This is a genomic window from Pseudomonas cremoris (assembly GCF_014230465.1).
Genome location: NZ_JAAXCY010000004.1, coordinates 586503 through 602361, shown reverse-complemented (window position 1 = coordinate 602361; position 15859 = coordinate 586503). Strand labels below are relative to the sequence as shown.

The following is a 15859-nucleotide window of genomic DNA, read 5'->3' as shown; positions in this document are numbered from 1 at the left end:
TCACAACTTAGAAGTCGTCGACAACCTTGCCGTCCTTGACCTTGAACTCACGGTTCTGCAGGTAGGCGTTACGAATGAAGGTGTACTTGTCGCCGGTGATCAGCTTCTCGCTGTCGAGCAGGCTGGCACGGGTATCGACGATGTTCAGGCCGAAGGTGCTGTTGCGCCACCCGATATCGTTCATGTAGCGGTACGGCTGGGTGTAGCTGTCCACGTATTTGGACGGCGCATCACGCAAGGTGCTTGGGCCCAGCAGTGGCAGCATCACGTAAGGACCGCTGCCGACGCCCCAGTAACCAAGCGTCTGGCCGAAGTCTTCATCGTTGCGATGCAGCCCCATTTTGGTGCCGACATCAATAAAGCCCAGCACGCCAAAGGTGGTGTTCAACAGCAGGCGAGCGGTGTCAACGCCGGCTGCGTGAGGCTTGAGTTGCAACACGTCATTGGCAAAGTTGCCGACGTCGCCGATGTTGCGGAAGAAGTTGTGGATACCCGTTTGCACGAATTGTGGAGTGACAAACTGATAACCCTGGGCCAATGGCTTGAGCGCATAGGTATCAACGGTGTCGTTGAAGGTGAAGATCGGGCGGTTGACGCTTTCCCATGGATCATCTTCCGATGCAGCCTGGACGGCGAACGGGGCCAGCAGGACAGTGGCACACACGGATAGCTGAGCGAAGTAGTGGCTCCAGCGCATAGCTTTTGCTCCTTGATTGATCTGTCATGGGCGCTATGCCCTGAATAAGGCCGTCAGTATATGACGGAAGTATGGATTTAGGCAGCAACCGGGAAACGTCATGCAGAAAATGCACAATTTCCCTACAAATAACGCCGATGTCATCGGCTTGTCATCCTGTCCCGATAGCGTCACAGCTATTTCAGGGATGTCGATATGCCCCACGCCGAGATTGCCACCGCCAGCGCGCCTGCCCTGACCGCTGTTCTGTTTGGCCTGAGTGGTTGCCTGGTAGATTTTGGTTCCCGGGCGCGCACTGATTCACCCTCCCCCAATTCCCTGGCAACCCCCGGCGCCCTGAAAATCCTGCGCAGCCTCAAGGAGCAAGGGGTTCCCTGCGCCTGGCTGGATGAGCTCCCCCCCTCGGTCACCACCCCACTCGCCGCTGAGTTACCCGACTGGCTCAAGGCATCGTCACCCTCCTCGATTCGCTGGCCCGCACCACACGCGTGCTGGCAGGCCTTGATGGAGCTGAACATCGAGCGCCTGGAAGGCTGTGTCTTGGTCAGCGGTGAGCCGCGCTTGCTGCAATCTGCGCTCAATGCCGGGTTGTGGACCATTGGCCTGGCGTCCTGCGGCTCGCTGTGCGGCATGGCGCCCGAACAATGGCAGGCATTGAGCGAGCAAGAGCGCGAGTACAAGCGTGGCAAAGCCACCGTAGCGCTGTATGGGCTGGGCGTGCACTCAGTGATCGACCACCTTGGCGAGCTCGGCACCTGCCTGGCGGATATCAGCCTGCGCCAGCTCAAAGGCGAGAAGCCCTGATCGAGATCATGCACAGTTGGCGCAGGTGGATTAATCTACAGGCCAGCCCGTAGACCTTTCACGGCGTGCCGCGGTCTATGCCAGTGACTATCGATAAAAGGAAACACGTCATGCCTGATCGCAAAAAACTGGAAGAACAGGTCGAGATCCTGCGCGGGCAATTGGAACAGGATCCCCCGCTGTCGGAAGAAAAACGTGAAGCCCTCGAAGAGCTGATTGCCAAATTCGAAGTGCAACTTGAATTGGAACCGGCCACCCAGACGCCCAGTATTTCCGACGATGTGAACCAAGCCGCCATAGAGTTCGACGCTGAGCACCCGGTGATTTCCGGGACATTGCGCAACATCATGATCACCTTGGGCAATATTGGGATCTGACAGCAAAAAGCCCCACAATCGCGGGGCTTTTCAATTTTACTGCCGTGCCAGACGCACGTTCTGGAACGCCACATCTTCGGTGCTGCGGTACGGGTTGATATCCAACCCGCCACGGCGCACATACCGCGCATACACCGTCAATTTCTCAGGCTTGAGCAAGCGCTGCAGGTCGAGAAAGATTCGCTCAACACACTGCTCATGGAAGTCCGAATGCTGGCGAAAGCTCACGATATATTCCAACAGGCTAGCGTGATCCAGCGCTGATCCACGGTACTCCACCACCACACTGCCCCAATCGGGCTGGCTGGTGACCGGGCAGTTGGATTTGAGCAGATGGCTGTGCACGCTCTCCTCGACAATGCGCGAATCATCGCAGCGCAGCAGTTCCGGACGCGGGTGCTCATAGCTGCTGACATTGATATCCAGGTCATCGATGCACACGCCGGGCAACGCCATCACCCCTTCGGCCTCGATTTCGGCCAGTTGGCGAATGCGCACGAGCACAGGCTTGCCGGCAGCGGCGCTCAGGTCGGTGCGCAGGGTCGCTTCCAGGCTTGCCGTATCGACAAACGCGGTTTGGTTCAGCGAATTGAGGTACAGCTTGAAGGACTTGGACTCGATGATGTTCGGCGAGTCCGCCGGGATGCTGAATTCACCGATGGCCACCACCGGCTTGCCCGAGGGCAGCAGCCAGGACAGTTCGAAGCAGTTCCAGAAATCCACGCCTTTGTAGGGCAAGGTCTCGGCGCTCAGGCCCAGCTCGGCCCACTTGGCGGTACGCGGAATCGGGAACAGCAACGAAGGTGTGTAAGTGGAGATGTATTCACTGGACTTGCCCAGCGGCGAATGTTCGGCTGCGGGATGCATGGCGGAAACCTGGCTAAATAAACCGCGCCAGTCTACCAGCCTTTGCGCCCGCGCCTAAGCAACACCGGATCAATCGACGTTGAGCTTGCCGACCATGCCCGCCTGGTAATGCCCTGGAAGGTTGCAGGCAAATTCAAGGCCCGTGGCCTTAGTGAAGGTCCAGGTCAGTTCGGCGGTTTTACCGGGCTCGACCAACACGCTGTTGGGATCATCATGCTTCATCGCGCCATGGCCCATTGCAGCGTGGTCCATCTTGCCCATTCCGGTGGCAGTGAGCATGCCGCTGGCTTGCATCTGCAACATTTCCTTCTGGTGTTCGGCATGCATCGCCGCATCGCCCAGGTTAAATTCGTGGAGCAACTGGCCCTTGTTGACGAGCACGAAGCGCACCGTCTCACCGGCTTTTACATCCAGAGACTTGGGCGAAAAGGAAATATCCTGCAGTGTCACTTCCACGGTGCGCGTCGCCTCCGTCGCCGCTGCTGCATGGCCAAACGCATAGGTATGGGCCGCATCCGCCATTGCATCAACACTCAACACCAACAGGCAACCCGCCAACAACAGGGGTGTACGCAACGCCATCGCTATCTCTCCAAAAGTGTGTGACTCGCTTGAGAGGCACTCTAAGATTGCGCCGCTGCCAGCCAGCTGACTGCTAGATTACAACTTTGTCAGGTTGCGCCCTTACCCTGTAACCCACGGTATAAAGCCCGTCGCGCACCGTTACCAAGAGCCGCCCATGAAACTGCTGATCGTCGAAGACCAACCAAAAACCGGCCACTACCTGCGCCAAGGCTTGGCCGAGGCTGGTTTTACCACCGAACTGGTAGCCGATGGCACCACCGGCCAGCACCTCGCCTTGACCGGCGACTACGACCTGCTGATTCTCGACGTGATGCTACCTGGCCGCGATGGCTGGCAAATCCTGCAGGCGGTGCGCAGCGCCGGGCAAGAGACCCCAGTGTTATTCCTCACCGCCCGTGACGCAGTAGAAGACCGCGTGCACGGCCTGGAACTAGGCGCCGACGACTACTTGGTCAAACCCTTCGCTTTCTCCGAACTGCTCGCCCGTGTACGCAGCCTGTTGCGTCGAGGCGGCAGCACGCCCCAGGAAACCGCCCTGCAGCTGGCCGATCTGCGCCTGGACCTGATTCGCCGCCGCGTCGAACGGGACGGCCAACGCATCGACCTCACCGCCAAGGAGTTCTCCCTGCTGGAATTGTTGCTGCGTCGCCAAGGTGAAGTGCTGCCCAAGTCGCTGATCGCCTCCCAGGTCTGGGACATGAATTTCGACAGCGACACCAACATCATCGAAGTGGCGATTCGCCGGCTGCGACTGAAAGTCGACGACAACTTCCCCAACAAGCTGATCCACACCGTGCGCGGTATGGGTTACGTGCTGGAGGAACGCTTCAATTGATCAAGCGCCTCTCCCTGGCCAGCCGCCTGGCGCTGCTGTTTGCGGCGTGTACCGCCGTGGTGTCGCTGCTGGCCGGCGTGTTGTTCAACCATGCCAGCGAAGCGCACTTTATCGAACTGGATCAGCAGTTGCTCGACAGCAAATTGGTGGCCCTGCGCAGCACACTGCTGGGCGTCGACACGCCGCAGCAATTCAGCCAGAAGGAAGCGCAGCTGCGCGCCGAACTCAGCCGCCAACCCGATCTCGCCCTGCGCATCAGCGCTGCCGACCAGCTCTGGTTTGACGACGCACCGGGCGTCACGCTGCCCGCGTCGCCCGGACTGCATCGCCTGCACAAGGCAGGTACCGACTACCGCATCTACAACGTGCCGCTGATGCCGGGCCAGCCGAACTCCCCGCAACTGAGCCTGATGCTCGACATCACCCACCACCAACACTTCCTGCAACGCATGCAGCACCTCATCTGGCTCACCGTCGGCCTATCGGCCCTGGCCACGGCGCTGCTCGGCGCCTGGGCAGCGCGCAGTGGGCTGCGGCCATTGCGGCGCATGGGTGAAGTGGCCGCAGGCGTGTCGGCGCACTCCCTGACTCAACGCCTGCCCCAGCAGCACATGCCAGTGGAACTGGCGGAACTGGCCCAAGCCTTCAACGCCATGCTCGGTCGCCTGGACGATGCGTTCCAGCGCCTCTCAGCGTTCTCTGCCGACATCGCCCACGAACTGCGCACCCCGTTATCGAACCTGCTGACCCAGACCCAGGTCATCCTCACGCAGCCCCGACCGCTGGAGGATTATCGCGAGGCGTTGCACAGCAACCTGGAAGAGCTGCAATGGATGGCCCAATTGGTCAACGACATGTTGTATTTGGCCAAGGCCGACCACGGCTTGTTGGTGCCCAAGCGCGAAACGTTGGTGCTCGAGGATGAAGTCGACGCGTTGCTGGAGTTCTTCACGCTGCTGGCGGAGGACGCACACGTCAATCTGATCCGCGAAGGCACTGCCCGTACGACGGGCGATCGCGGGATGTTGCGCCGGGCCCTGTCAAACTTGCTGGATAACGCGCTGCGGTTTACCCCTCAGGGTGGCGAGGTGCGTGTACGCATCGAGGATGGGGTGAGACTTTGCGTCGAGAACACCGGAGAAGGCATTCCAGCGGCGTTGCTGCCGAGGTTGTTTGATCGGTTCTACCGCGCAGACCCGGCGCGCCATGAGGGTAGCAGTGAGCATGCAGGATTGGGGCTGGCGATTACCCAGTCGATTGTGCGGGCGCATGGGGGACGGATTTTTTGTGAGTCCGGGGCTGGGTGGACACGGTTTGTGATTGAGTTGCCCAAGATAGATTAATGCAATCCGTGCCGACCTCTTCGCGAGCAAGCCCGCTCCCACATTCGACCGAGTACATCCTTTGGAATGCAGTCAAAATGTGGGAGCGGGCTTGCTCGCGAAAGCGGTCTTGAATACTACGAATACCTCAGCGCATGCGCCGGCTCAATCTTCGCCGCCCGATACGCCGGATACAGCGTCGCCAAAAAGCTCAGCACAAACCCTGCCGTGCAAATCAGCACCACATCCCCACCCTGCAGCTCCGAAGGCAAGTTGCTGACGAAATACACATCCGAACTGAATATGTGCTGCCCGGTCACCCGCTCCATCCAGCCCACCAGTTCACTCACGTTCAGTGCCGCAATCACGCCCAGTACGCCACCGATCAAGGTGCCGACAATACCGATCACCGTGCCCTGCACCATGAAGATCGCCATGATCTGCCGTGGCGTGGCGCCGATGGTGCGCAGGATCGCAATGTCCGCGCCCTTGTCGTTCACCACCATGATCAGCGTGGCAATGATGTTGAACGCGGCGACGGCGACAATCATCAGCAACAGCAGGCCGATCATGGTCTTTTCCATCTTCATCGCGCTGAACAGGCTGCCTTGGGTGTGGGTCCAGTCGTCCGCCTTGTAGGCCGCACCCAGGCTGGCGGCGATGTCCGCCGACACCTTGGGTGCCGCGTACAGGTCTTTCACCGCCAGGCGCACGCTTTGCACCTGGTTTGGCTGCCAGTGCTGGATCTCTGCGGCGTCGGCCATGTTGATCAGGGCCATGGAGCCATCCAGCTCGGCGCCGACCTTGAAGATGCCGACTACATTCAAACGCTGCATGCGCGGCGTGATTCCGCCGGGTGCGCTGCTGATTTCCGGCACGATCAGGGTCAGCTTGTCGCCGACATTCAGGCGAAAGCGTCGCGCAGTGATTTCACCCACTACCACGCCAAACTCGCCGGGCTTCAGGTCTTCGAGCTTACCCTGCACGATATGCTGGGCCACGATGGACACCTTGCCTTCCTGGGCCGGGTCGACGCCGCTGATCTCGATAGGCTGCATCGCGCCCTTGTAGGAGAACATGCCGTCCATCTGCGTGAACGGCACCGCAGCGGTCACTTGCGGGTTCTTCATCGCGGCGGCGGCCACTGGCTGCCAATCATCAATCGGGTTCACGCCAACGATGGTGGCATGAGGCACCATGCCGAGGATGCGCGAGCTCATTTCACGCTGGAAGCCGTTCATCACCGACAACACCACGATCATCGCCAATACGCCCAGGGCGAGGCCGATCATCGAGGTCATCGAGATAAACGAAACAAAACGGTTGCGGCGCTTGGCGCGGGTATAGCGCGTGCCGATGAAAATCGATAACGGTCTGAACATTCGCGGGCACCGTTGGAAAAATAGAAAACCCGGTGTCAGACACCGGGCTTGAAACAGGTCAGATGGCGACCAGATGACCTTCCTGCAGGTGCAACACGCGGTCCATCTGGCGGGCCATGCTCATGTCATGGGTCACCACCAGGAACGCGGTGCGCATCTGGGTGCTCAGTTCCAGCATCAAGTCCTTGATGCCCTGGGCGGTGTGGGAGTCCAGGTTGCCAGTAGGCTCGTCGAGCATCACCAGGCCTGGGTTGTTGACCAGGGCGCGGGCGATGGCCACGCGCTGGCGCTCGCCGCCGGACAATTCAGCCGGCTTGTGCTCCAGACGATGGCCCAGGCCGACGCGCTCCAGCAGCGCCTTGGCACGCTGGCGGGCTTCCGGGATGGCGGTCTTGCCGATCAGCAGCGGCATGCACACGTTTTCCAGGGCCGTGAATTCCGGCAGCAAGTGGTGGAACTGGTACACAAAGCCGAGTGAACGGTTGCGCAGTTGGCCACGGGCCTTTTCACCGAGGGCCGACAGTTCTTCACCCGCCAGCCACACGCTGCCCTTGGACGGCGTATCGAGCCCGCCCAACAGGTTCAGCAAGGTACTTTTGCCCGAACCGGAGCTGCCGACAATCGCCACGCGCTCACCAGGATGCAGTTCCAACTGCAGGTTCGACAGCACCACCACCGACTCCGGGCCTTCCTCGTAGGATTTGCCCAGGTCGCGGCAGCTCAAGATTGCTTTTTCACTCATGCCCGATTCACTCATAACGTAAGGCCTGTGCTGGCTGGGTACGTGCCGCGCGCCAGGCTGGATACAGGGTGGCAAGGAAACTCAGGACCAACGCAGCACCGCCCACCATCAACACATCCTGGGCCTGCACCTGGGACGGCAAGTAGTCGATGAAGTAGACGTCAGCGTTGAGAAACTTGTGGCCGATCAGGGTTTCGAGGCCGGCGATGGCGGCGCTGACGTTCAACGCGGCCAGAATGCCCACGGCGGTGCCAATCAAGGTACCGACCACGCCGATCACGGTACCCTGCACCATGAAGATCGCCATGATCTGCCCCGGCGTGGCGCCAAGGGTGCGCAAAATCGCGATATCGCCCTTCTTGTCGTTCACCACCATCACCAGCGTGGAGATGATATTGAAGGCGGCCACGGCAACGATCAGCAGCAACAGCAAGCCGATCATGGCTTTTTCCATGCGGATGGCCTGGTACAGGTTGCCGTGGGTTCGGGTCCAGTCGCGGGCGTAGTACTGGCTGTCGCCCAGGTGCTGGGCGATTTCCCAGGATGTGCGCGGGGCGTCGAACAGATCGCTGAACTTGAGGCGCAGGCCCTGCACCTGGTCTGGCTGCCAGCGATGCAGGCGCGCCAGGTCGGTGAGGTTGGTCAGGCCCAGGTAGCCATCGATCTCGCCAGCGCCCACGTGGAAGGTACCGACCACGGTGAAGCGCTTCATACGCGGGAACATGCCGGCCGGGGTCACGGTGACTTCCGGGGCGACGAAGGTCAGCTTGTCGCCCAGGCCCACACCGAGCTTGGCCGCCGCCTTGTCACCGATCACGATGCCGAACTCGCCAGGCGCCAGGTCATCGAGTTTGCCCGACAACATGAACTTGTCGATGATCGAGACTTTGCGCTCCTGGGCCGGGTCGATGGCATTGAGCAGGATCTTCTGCACCTTGCCGTCATTGGTCAGCAACCCCTGCATCTGGGTGAACGGCGCAACGGCCACCACCTTGGGGTTCTGCTTGACCTTGTCGGCCAGGCTTTGCCAGTCACTAATCGGCGAATCGCCTTCAATGGTCGCGTGGGGCACCATGCCCAGCACGCGGGTACGCATCTCATGATCGAAGCCGTTCATCACCGACAGCACCACGATCATCACGACTACGCCCAAGGCGAGCCCGATCATCGAGGTCAAGGAAATGAACGACACAAAATGATTGCGACGCTTTGCACGGGTATAACGCGTGCCGATAAATACGAAGAGAGGTCTGAACATGTCGGGGCTTGTTCGGAGGAAAAGAAGACGTCCCGGTGGCGGGGTCTGGTAAGCAGCTTTACACTCTGACCATTACCGCTAGCTGGGGTTCGCCATGTCGACATTAGATGAAGAAGAACGCCGCGAATACTACCGTATCGACGACATGATCGCACTTCAAATCAAAAGCCTCTCCGCCCCCGAAGTGGCGAGCAAGGAAGTGTTGCTGGATGATTCTCCACTGTTCAATCTGCTCAGCGAATTGCACCTGAGCGAATTCGAAGCCCAGCACCTGTTGCGCCAGATCAGCGAGAAAGATCGCAGCCTGGCCGCCTTCCTCAAAGTCCAGAACAAACGCCTGGATCTGCTCAGCCAGGTCATGGCGCAAAGCTTGCGCGATGAGGTCGGCGCCCCGCAGCCGGTGATCATTTCCGAAGGCGGCATCGACTTCCAGCACCCCACGCCCCTCGCCCCCGGCGCGCACCTGGCCATCAAGCTGGTGCTGATGCCCCAGGCGCTCGGCCTGTTGCTGCGCGCGCGGGTCACCCATTGCGACCCCAAGGGCGGTGGTTTTGACGTGGGCACGGAATTCGAATCCATGACCGACGCCCAGCGCCAACTGCTCGCGCGCTACATCCTGCAGAAACAAGCCCAGGAACGCCGCCTGGCGCGGGAACAAAGCGACGCCCAAGACACCTGAATACGTATTCACCCCGCCAGACAAGCTGGCGCATAGGAGCAACTGTGACCCTGATCTACGGCCACCGCGGTGCCAAAGGCGAAGCACCGGAAAACACCCTCACCAGCTTTCAGGAATGCCTCAAGCACGGCGTACGCCGCTGCGAACTGGATTTGCACCTGTCCATGGACGGTGAGTTGATGGTCATTCACGACCCAACCCTCAAGCGCACCACCGACCGACGCGGCAAGGTCGTCGAGTATTCGGCAGCAGACTTGGTGAAGATGGACGCGCGCAAAGGCGGCCCGGGCTGGGTCAAGCCCTGCCCGATCCCACGCTTGGAAGAATTGTTCGAACAGTGCGATTTCGATCACTGGCAATTGGAAGTCAAAAGCGCTTCGCGCACCCGCGCTGCGACCACCGTGCTCGCAATTCGAGAAATGGCCGTACGCCACGGCCTGATGGACAAGGTCACCGTGACGTCGAGTTCGCGGGAAGTGCTGAAGGCGGCGGTTGAACTCACTCCCGACCTGTCACGCGGGCTGGTGGCCGAATACGCCTGGCTCGACCCACTGAAGGTCGCGCAAAACTATGGCTGTGAGATTCTGGCGTTGAACTGGACGTTGTGCACCCCTGAGCGTCTGGAAAAAGCCCAGCGCCAGGGCCTGCACGTGTCCGTGTGGACCGTCAACGAACCTGCGCTGATGCGCAGGCTCGCCGACTTCGGCGTAGATAGCCTGATTACAGACTTTCCCGGTTTGGCCACTGCCACTCTCGAGAATTACTGAAATCGGTCTCCCCGGCCGGCTCAGGCCACCGGCCGGAGCCGCTCAAAAAAGCCGGTTGAGGCCGTCGTAGGCCGCTACCCGATAGGCTTCGGCCATGGTCGGGTAGTTGAACGTGGTGTTGACGAAATACTTGAGGGTATTTTGCTCACCCGGCTGGTTCATGATGGCCTGGCCGATGTGCACGATTTCCGACGCCTGATAGCCGAAGCAATGCACGCCGAGCACTTCCAGGGTTTCACGGTGGAACAGGATCTTCAGCATGCCTTGCGGCTCACCGGCGATCTGCGCACGCGCCATGCTCTTGAAGAACGCCTTGCCCACTTCATAAGGCACCTTGGCCTTGGTCAGTTCGTGCTCGTTCTTGCCGATCGAGCTGATCTCGGGAATCGTGTAGATCCCGGTCGGCACGTCGTTCACATAACGCCAGCTGCCATTGTCGACGATGCTGCCAGCGGCCGAACGGCCCTGGTCATGGGCGGCACTGGCCAGGCTTGGCCAGCCGATCACGTCACCGGCGCCGTAGATGTTCGGCACGCAGGTGCGGTAGTTCTCGTCCACCTCGATCTGGCCACGGCTGTTGACCTTGACCCCGATGTTTTCCATGCCCAGCTTGTCGGTGTTGCCGGTACGGCCATTGCACCACAGCAAGGCGTCGGCCTTGATCTTCTTGCCGGACTTGAGGTGCAGGATCACCCCGTTGTCCAGGCCTTCGACCCGCTCATACTCTTCGTTATGGCGCACGGTGATGTTGTTGTTGCTGAAGTGGTAGCTCAACGCCTGGGAAATTTCCGAGTCGAGGAAACTCAGCAATTGGTCGCGGTTGTCTACCAACTCTACCAGTACACCCAGGCCGCTGAAGATCGAGGCGTATTCACAGCCGATTACGCCGGCGCCGTAGATGATCAGTTTGCGCGGGGTATGGCCCAGGCTCAGGATAGTGTCGCTATCGTAGATACGCGGGTGGTGAAAATCGATATCGGCCGGGCGATAAGGGCGCGAACCGGTGGCGATGATGATGTGCTTGGCCACCAACTTCTCGACCACGCCGTTGGAACAGACCACTTCGATGGTTTGCTCGTCGGCGAAGCTGCCGGTGCCGAAGAACAGGTCGACACGGTTACGAGCGTAGTAACCGGTGCGCGAGGCCACTTGCTTGGAGATGACTTTCTCGGCGCTTTTCAACACGTCCGGGAACGAGAACCAGCGCGGCTCACCAATGGCCCGGAACATCGGGTTGGTGTTGAACTGCATGATCTGGCGCACCGAGTGACGCAAGGCCTTGGACGGGATGGTACCCAGGTGGGTGCAGTTGCCGCCGACCTGGCGACGGCTATCGACCATCGCCACCTTGCGCCCCGCTTTGGCGGCGTTCATCGCCGCACCTTCTCCAGCCGGGCCGGAACCCAGTACCACCACGTCGTAGTTGTAGACAGCCATGCGTACTCCTCAGAACAGGCCAGGCGTACGGTTGGACGCCGGGCTAAATCATGCCGCGGCCAGCGGTCATGAAGGACAATTTGGCTCAAGTGTGTGAACCGGGGCACAGTCTATATAAGGCTCAACGCCGCGCACATTAACCCTTGGTCGCGTCGTAGGCCAGTATTGCCTTTACTACAGCACCAGGAAATTACAATTACACTCCCACCACGCACCTTCGCAGGACGAGCCATTATGCGGCATGTCGTTTTCTGTTTATTGCTGATGTTATCGGTCACGGTGCAGGCCAGTGAGGCGGACCGGCTCAGACAAGCCGATTTCCCGGCGCAGTCCCATGACCTGGTGCTGAAAAACCAGGCGGTGCTGATCTATCTCTGGGCGGATGTCTACGCCGCCGCGCTGTATGCCCCGGACGACACCCCTGCCAAACAAGCCTGGAGCCAGCAGAAGAGCCTGCGCCTGGCGCTGTATTACTTTCGCAACATCGACCGCAACGATGTAATCAAAGCCGCCACTACGGCCTTGGAGCGCCAGCAAACAGCCGCCACCCTCACCCGCTTGAAACCTGAACTGGATCAACTGCACGCCCGTTTTCGCGACATTCGCAGCGGTGACCGGTACGCCCTGGATTTTCACCCCGGCCGTGGCCTGAACCTGGAGATCAATGATCAGGTGGTGTTCAGCAGTCGCGATGACGAACTGGCGAGGGTTTACCTGGGAATTTGGCTGGCACCTAAAGGCCTCTCCGACAGCCTGCGCAACTCCCTCCTGAATTAACGCACATCCCCTGTGGGAGCGGGCTTGCTCGCGAACGCGGCGTGCCAGATAGCTCATCAAGTGCCTGACACACCGCGTTCGCGAGCAAGCCCGCTCCCACATTTGGATTTTTATCGCCCACAGATCCTTTGGCATTTAGTCAGCGTGCTATCAAATTTATTGCCGGTAGCGACTAATACACATATGGTTACAAAACACCGAAAGGACGATCTGCGACCAGGGAATCACTAATAAGATAGCCAAAACGAGTGAATGACATGTCCACTTCAACGGGCAAAGGCAAGGCGATCTTTCGCGTTGTCAGCGGTAACTTCCTCGAAATGTTCGACTTCATGGTCTACGGCTTCTACGCCACGGCCATCGCCAAGACCTTCTTTCCCACCGACAGCGCCTTTGCCTCCCTGATGCTGTCCCTCGCGACCTTCGGCGCCGGTTTTCTCATGCGTCCACTCGGCGCAATCTTCCTCGGCGCCTACATCGACCGTCACGGCCGCAAGAAAGGCCTGGTGATCACTTTGGCCCTGATGGCTGCCGGCACCATCCTGATTGCCTGTGTACCAGGCTATGCCACCCTCGGCGTCGCCGCGCCCTTGCTGGTGTTGTTTGGCCGTTTGCTGCAAGGCTTCTCGGCTGGTGTAGAGCTGGGCGGTGTGTCGGTGTACCTGGCGGAAATCGCCACCGCTGGGCGCAAGGGTTTCTTCGTCAGTTGGCAATCCGCCAGCCAACAGGCCGCCGTGGTGTTCGCCGGCTTGCTCGGCGTAGGCCTGAACCACTGGCTCAGCCCAGAGCAGATGGGTGATTGGGGCTGGCGGGTACCGTTCCTGATTGGCTGCATGATCGTGCCGGTGATCTTCGTGATTCGTCGCTCTCTAGAAGAAACCCCTGAATTCCAGGCCCGGAAACATCGCCCTACCCTGCAGGAAATTGTCCGTTCGATTGGTCAGAACTTCGGCGTCGTCATTGCGGGCATGGCGTTGGTGGTGATGACCACCGTGTCGTTCTACCTGATCACCGCCTACACCCCCACTTTCGGCAAGGCCGAACTGCACCTGTCGGATTTCGACGCCCTACTGGTGACCGTCTGCGTGGGCATCTCGAACTTCATCTGGTTGCCGGTGATGGGCGCGGTGTCCGACAAGATCGGGCGTAAACCCCTGCTGCTCGGCGCAACTATTCTGGCGATCCTCACGGCGTATCCGGCGCTGTCATGGCTGGTGGTCAATCCAAGTTTCACCCACCTGCTGATTGTGCTGCTGTGGCTGTCGTTCCTGTACGGCTCATACAACGGTGCAATGGTGGTGGCGCTCACCGAGATCATGCCGGTGGAAGTGCGCACCACCGGGTTCTCCCTGGCCTATAGCCTGGCGACCGCAACGTTTGGCGGCTTCACCCCTGCGGCGTGCACGTACCTGATCCATGTGCTGGACAACAAGGCGGCGCCGGGGATCTGGTTGAGTGGGGCGGCGGTGCTGGGGTTGATTGCGACGTTGGTGCTGTTTAAAGGCAATCGGCATGAGCTGAGGACGGCGCAGGCCTCAGTGATTGGTGGCGCTCGATAGATCGCTTGCTCGCGAAGAGGCCCTCACATTCACCCCAAATCCCACAGGCATAAAAAAGCCCCGAACCAGTCGGGGCTTTTTCATTTACTGCGAACGCTTAGCGCGGAAACGCCGGCGGGTTGACCCCAGCCATGTCTTCCATCACGCGAACCACCTGGCAGCTGTAGCCGAACTCGTTGTCGTACCACACGTACAGCACAACGCGGTTGTCCTGGGTAATGGTCGCCTCAGCGTCCACCACACCGGCGTGGCGCGAGCCCACGAAGTCGGTGGACACCACTTCCTGCGAATTAACGAAGTCGATCTGCTTATGCAGGTCGGAGTGCAGCGCCATGTAGCGCAGGTACTCGTTCATCTCTTCACGGGTGGCGGCTTTCTCAAGGTTTAGGTTGAGGATAGCCATCGACACGTTTGGCGTCGGAACACGGATCGCGTTACCGGTCAGCTTGCCGGCCAGCTCAGGCAGGGCCTTGGCAGCAGCGGTGGCAGCACCGGTCTCGGTGATCACCATGTTCAGCGCGGCGCTACGGCCACGGCGATCGCCCTTGTGGAAGTTGTCGATCAGGTTCTGGTCGTTGGTGTACGAGTGAACGGTTTCAACGTGGCCGTTAACGATGCCGAACTTGTCATTCACTGCCTTGAGCACCGGCACGATGGCGTTGGTGGTGCAGGAAGCAGCGGACACGATCTTGTCGTCAGCGGTGATTTCACCGTGGTTGATACCGTGAACGATGTTCTTCAGCTTGCCCTTGCCCGGTGCGGTCAGGACAACGCGGTCGATACCCGGGCACGCCAAGTGCTGGCCCAGGCCGTCGGCATCACGCCATACGCCGGTGTTGTCCACCAGCAGGGCGTCCTTGATGCCGTACTGGGTGTAGTCCACCTCAGTCGGGTTCTTCGCGTAGATCACCTGGATCAGGTTACCGTTGGCGGTGATGGTGTTGTTTTCTTCGTCGATGACGATGGTGCCGTTGAACGGACCGTGTACCGAGTCGCGACGCAGCAGGCTGGCGCGCTTGGTCAGGTCGTTCTCGGCGCCTTTGCGCACAACGATGGCACGCAGGCGCAGGCCGTCGCCACCACCGGTTTTTTCGATCAGGATGCGCGCCAGCAGGCGGCCGATACGACCGAAGCCGTACAGCACAACGTCGGTGCCTTTACGGGCAGCGGCGTTCTGTTGACCTACCACGTCAGCCATTTCTTCACGCACGAACTGCTCGGCGGTACGGCCAGCGCCTTCTTTGCGGAATTTGTAGGCCAACTTGCCCAGGTCTACCGAAGCCGCGCCGAGCTTGAGCTCGCTCATGGCTTTAAGCAGTGGGAATGTTTCGTGGACGGAGAGTTCGCTGTCGTCGGCGGAGCGATGGCGCGCAAAGCGGTGAGCTTTGAGAATCGCGATGACAGACTGGTTGATCAGGCTGCGGCCATAGATCGAGCTCACCACATTGTTATTGCGGTACAGCTGGCCGATAAGCGGAATCATCGCTTCTGCGAGTGCTTCACGGTCGATCCATTCACCAAGACACTGGTCGGGCTTCTGAGTCACGGGAACCTTCCACATGTAGGGGCAGAAAAAAGGGGCTACATTATGCCGCCCGACTGGCCTCGGAGCAATGCGCCCCAGGCAACAAAAAGTGCTTGCCAAAAATTGACACCCCGCTGGAGCCCAGTAAATACGCGGGTTCCAGAAGACCAGCTTCTTGTCAGGCAGGGCGACTTATCCGTAACCCTCCGAAAACCTCGTGCTTTTTGACACTACATATTGAGCCAA

16 protein-coding genes are annotated in these 15859 nt (G+C 59.8%); 8 read left to right on the top strand and 8 right to left on the bottom strand.

What is annotated here, in order from left to right:
• Positions 1-7: 7 nt before the first annotated feature.
• The gene (locus HF257_RS12755) at positions 8-697 is read right to left on the bottom strand and encodes an MlaA family lipoprotein (protein WP_185709357.1); all 690 of its coding nucleotides are present in this window, start codon (positions 695-697) and stop codon (positions 8-10) included.
• A gap of 195 nt (positions 698-892) precedes the next feature.
• Here HF257_RS12755 and HF257_RS12750 point away from each other — a divergent pair, with 195 nt between their 5' ends.
• Together HF257_RS12750 and HF257_RS12745 are read left to right on the top strand one after the other, a co-directional pair.
• Positions 893-1501, top strand: coding sequence for an HAD family phosphatase (locus HF257_RS12750; RefSeq protein ID WP_185709358.1), 609 nt, complete (start codon positions 893-895; stop codon positions 1499-1501).
• Between the two features lie 110 nt (positions 1502-1611).
• Complete coding sequence (locus tag HF257_RS12745) at positions 1612-1878, top strand: DUF4404 family protein (RefSeq protein ID WP_185709359.1); 267 nt, start codon at positions 1612-1614, stop codon at positions 1876-1878.
• Between the two features lie 36 nt (positions 1879-1914).
• On the opposite strand, the gene queF is transcribed toward HF257_RS12745, so the two are convergent.
• A complete protein-coding gene (queF, locus tag HF257_RS12740; RefSeq protein ID WP_185709360.1) occupies positions 1915-2745 on the bottom strand; it encodes an NADPH-dependent 7-cyano-7-deazaguanine reductase QueF in 831 nt (276 codons plus the stop codon).
• Between the two features lie 69 nt (positions 2746-2814).
• The gene (gene copI, locus HF257_RS12735) at positions 2815-3327 is read right to left on the bottom strand and encodes a copper-resistant cuproprotein CopI (RefSeq protein WP_185709361.1); all 513 of its coding nucleotides are present in this window, start codon (positions 3325-3327) and stop codon (positions 2815-2817) included.
• A gap of 157 nt (positions 3328-3484) precedes the next feature.
• Between copI and HF257_RS12730 the strand changes: the two genes are divergently transcribed.
• Together HF257_RS12730 and HF257_RS12725 are read left to right on the top strand one after the other, a co-directional pair.
• Positions 3485-4165 carry a heavy metal response regulator transcription factor gene (locus tag HF257_RS12730; protein WP_185709362.1) on the top strand — a complete coding sequence of 227 codons (681 nt, stop codon included), beginning with the start codon at positions 3485-3487 and terminating at the stop codon, positions 4163-4165.
• A complete protein-coding gene (locus HF257_RS12725; RefSeq protein WP_185709363.1) occupies positions 4162-5508 on the top strand; it encodes a heavy metal sensor histidine kinase in 1347 nt (448 codons plus the stop codon). Before HF257_RS12730 ends, HF257_RS12725 begins: the two co-directional genes overlap by 4 nt.
• Before the next feature lie 116 nt (positions 5509-5624).
• Here HF257_RS12725 and HF257_RS12720 read toward each other — a convergent pair whose 3' ends face one another.
• The 3 genes from HF257_RS12720 to HF257_RS12710 are packed head-to-tail and all read right to left on the bottom strand — an operon-like array spanning position 5625 to position 8869.
• On the bottom strand, positions 5625-6869 hold the full coding sequence (locus HF257_RS12720; RefSeq protein WP_185709364.1) for a lipoprotein-releasing ABC transporter permease subunit: 1245 nt from the start codon (positions 6867-6869) through the stop codon (positions 5625-5627).
• Between the two features lie 58 nt (positions 6870-6927).
• Positions 6928-7611 carry a lipoprotein-releasing ABC transporter ATP-binding protein LolD gene (lolD, locus tag HF257_RS12715; protein ID WP_185709365.1) on the bottom strand — a complete coding sequence of 228 codons (684 nt, stop codon included), beginning with the start codon at positions 7609-7611 and terminating at the stop codon, positions 6928-6930.
• 7 nt (positions 7612-7618) lie between these two features.
• Positions 7619-8869: a lipoprotein-releasing ABC transporter permease subunit gene (locus HF257_RS12710; protein WP_185709366.1), complete on the bottom strand. Its 1251-nt coding sequence runs from the start codon at positions 8867-8869 to the stop codon at positions 7619-7621.
• Between the two features lie 94 nt (positions 8870-8963).
• Here HF257_RS12710 and HF257_RS12705 point away from each other — a divergent pair, with 94 nt between their 5' ends.
• Entirely contained in the window at positions 8964-9548 is a 585-nt protein-coding gene (locus tag HF257_RS12705; RefSeq protein ID WP_185709367.1) for a PilZ domain-containing protein, read from the top strand.
• Between the two features lie 44 nt (positions 9549-9592).
• Complete coding sequence (locus tag HF257_RS12700) at positions 9593-10315, top strand: glycerophosphodiester phosphodiesterase (RefSeq protein ID WP_017737347.1); 723 nt, start codon at positions 9593-9595, stop codon at positions 10313-10315.
• A gap of 42 nt (positions 10316-10357) precedes the next feature.
• Here the strand turns inward: HF257_RS12700 and sthA are convergent, their stop codons facing one another.
• On the bottom strand, positions 10358-11752 hold the full coding sequence (gene sthA, locus HF257_RS12695; protein ID WP_017526644.1) for a Si-specific NAD(P)(+) transhydrogenase: 1395 nt from the start codon (positions 11750-11752) through the stop codon (positions 10358-10360).
• Between the two features lie 234 nt (positions 11753-11986).
• Here sthA and HF257_RS12690 point away from each other — a divergent pair, with 234 nt between their 5' ends.
• Both HF257_RS12690 and tcuC read left to right on the top strand, forming a co-directional pair.
• A complete protein-coding gene (locus HF257_RS12690; RefSeq protein WP_185709368.1) occupies positions 11987-12529 on the top strand; it encodes a chalcone isomerase family protein in 543 nt (180 codons plus the stop codon).
• A gap of 257 nt (positions 12530-12786) precedes the next feature.
• Complete coding sequence (gene tcuC / locus HF257_RS12685; protein ID WP_185709369.1) at positions 12787-14088, top strand: MFS transporter; 1302 nt, start codon at positions 12787-12789, stop codon at positions 14086-14088.
• Between the two features lie 97 nt (positions 14089-14185).
• Here the strand turns inward: tcuC and HF257_RS12680 are convergent, their stop codons facing one another.
• Positions 14186-15649 (bottom strand): glyceraldehyde-3-phosphate dehydrogenase, encoded by a 1464-nt coding sequence (locus HF257_RS12680; protein WP_185709370.1) that lies wholly within the window; start codon positions 15647-15649, stop codon positions 14186-14188.
• Positions 15650-15859 lie beyond the last annotated feature (210 nt).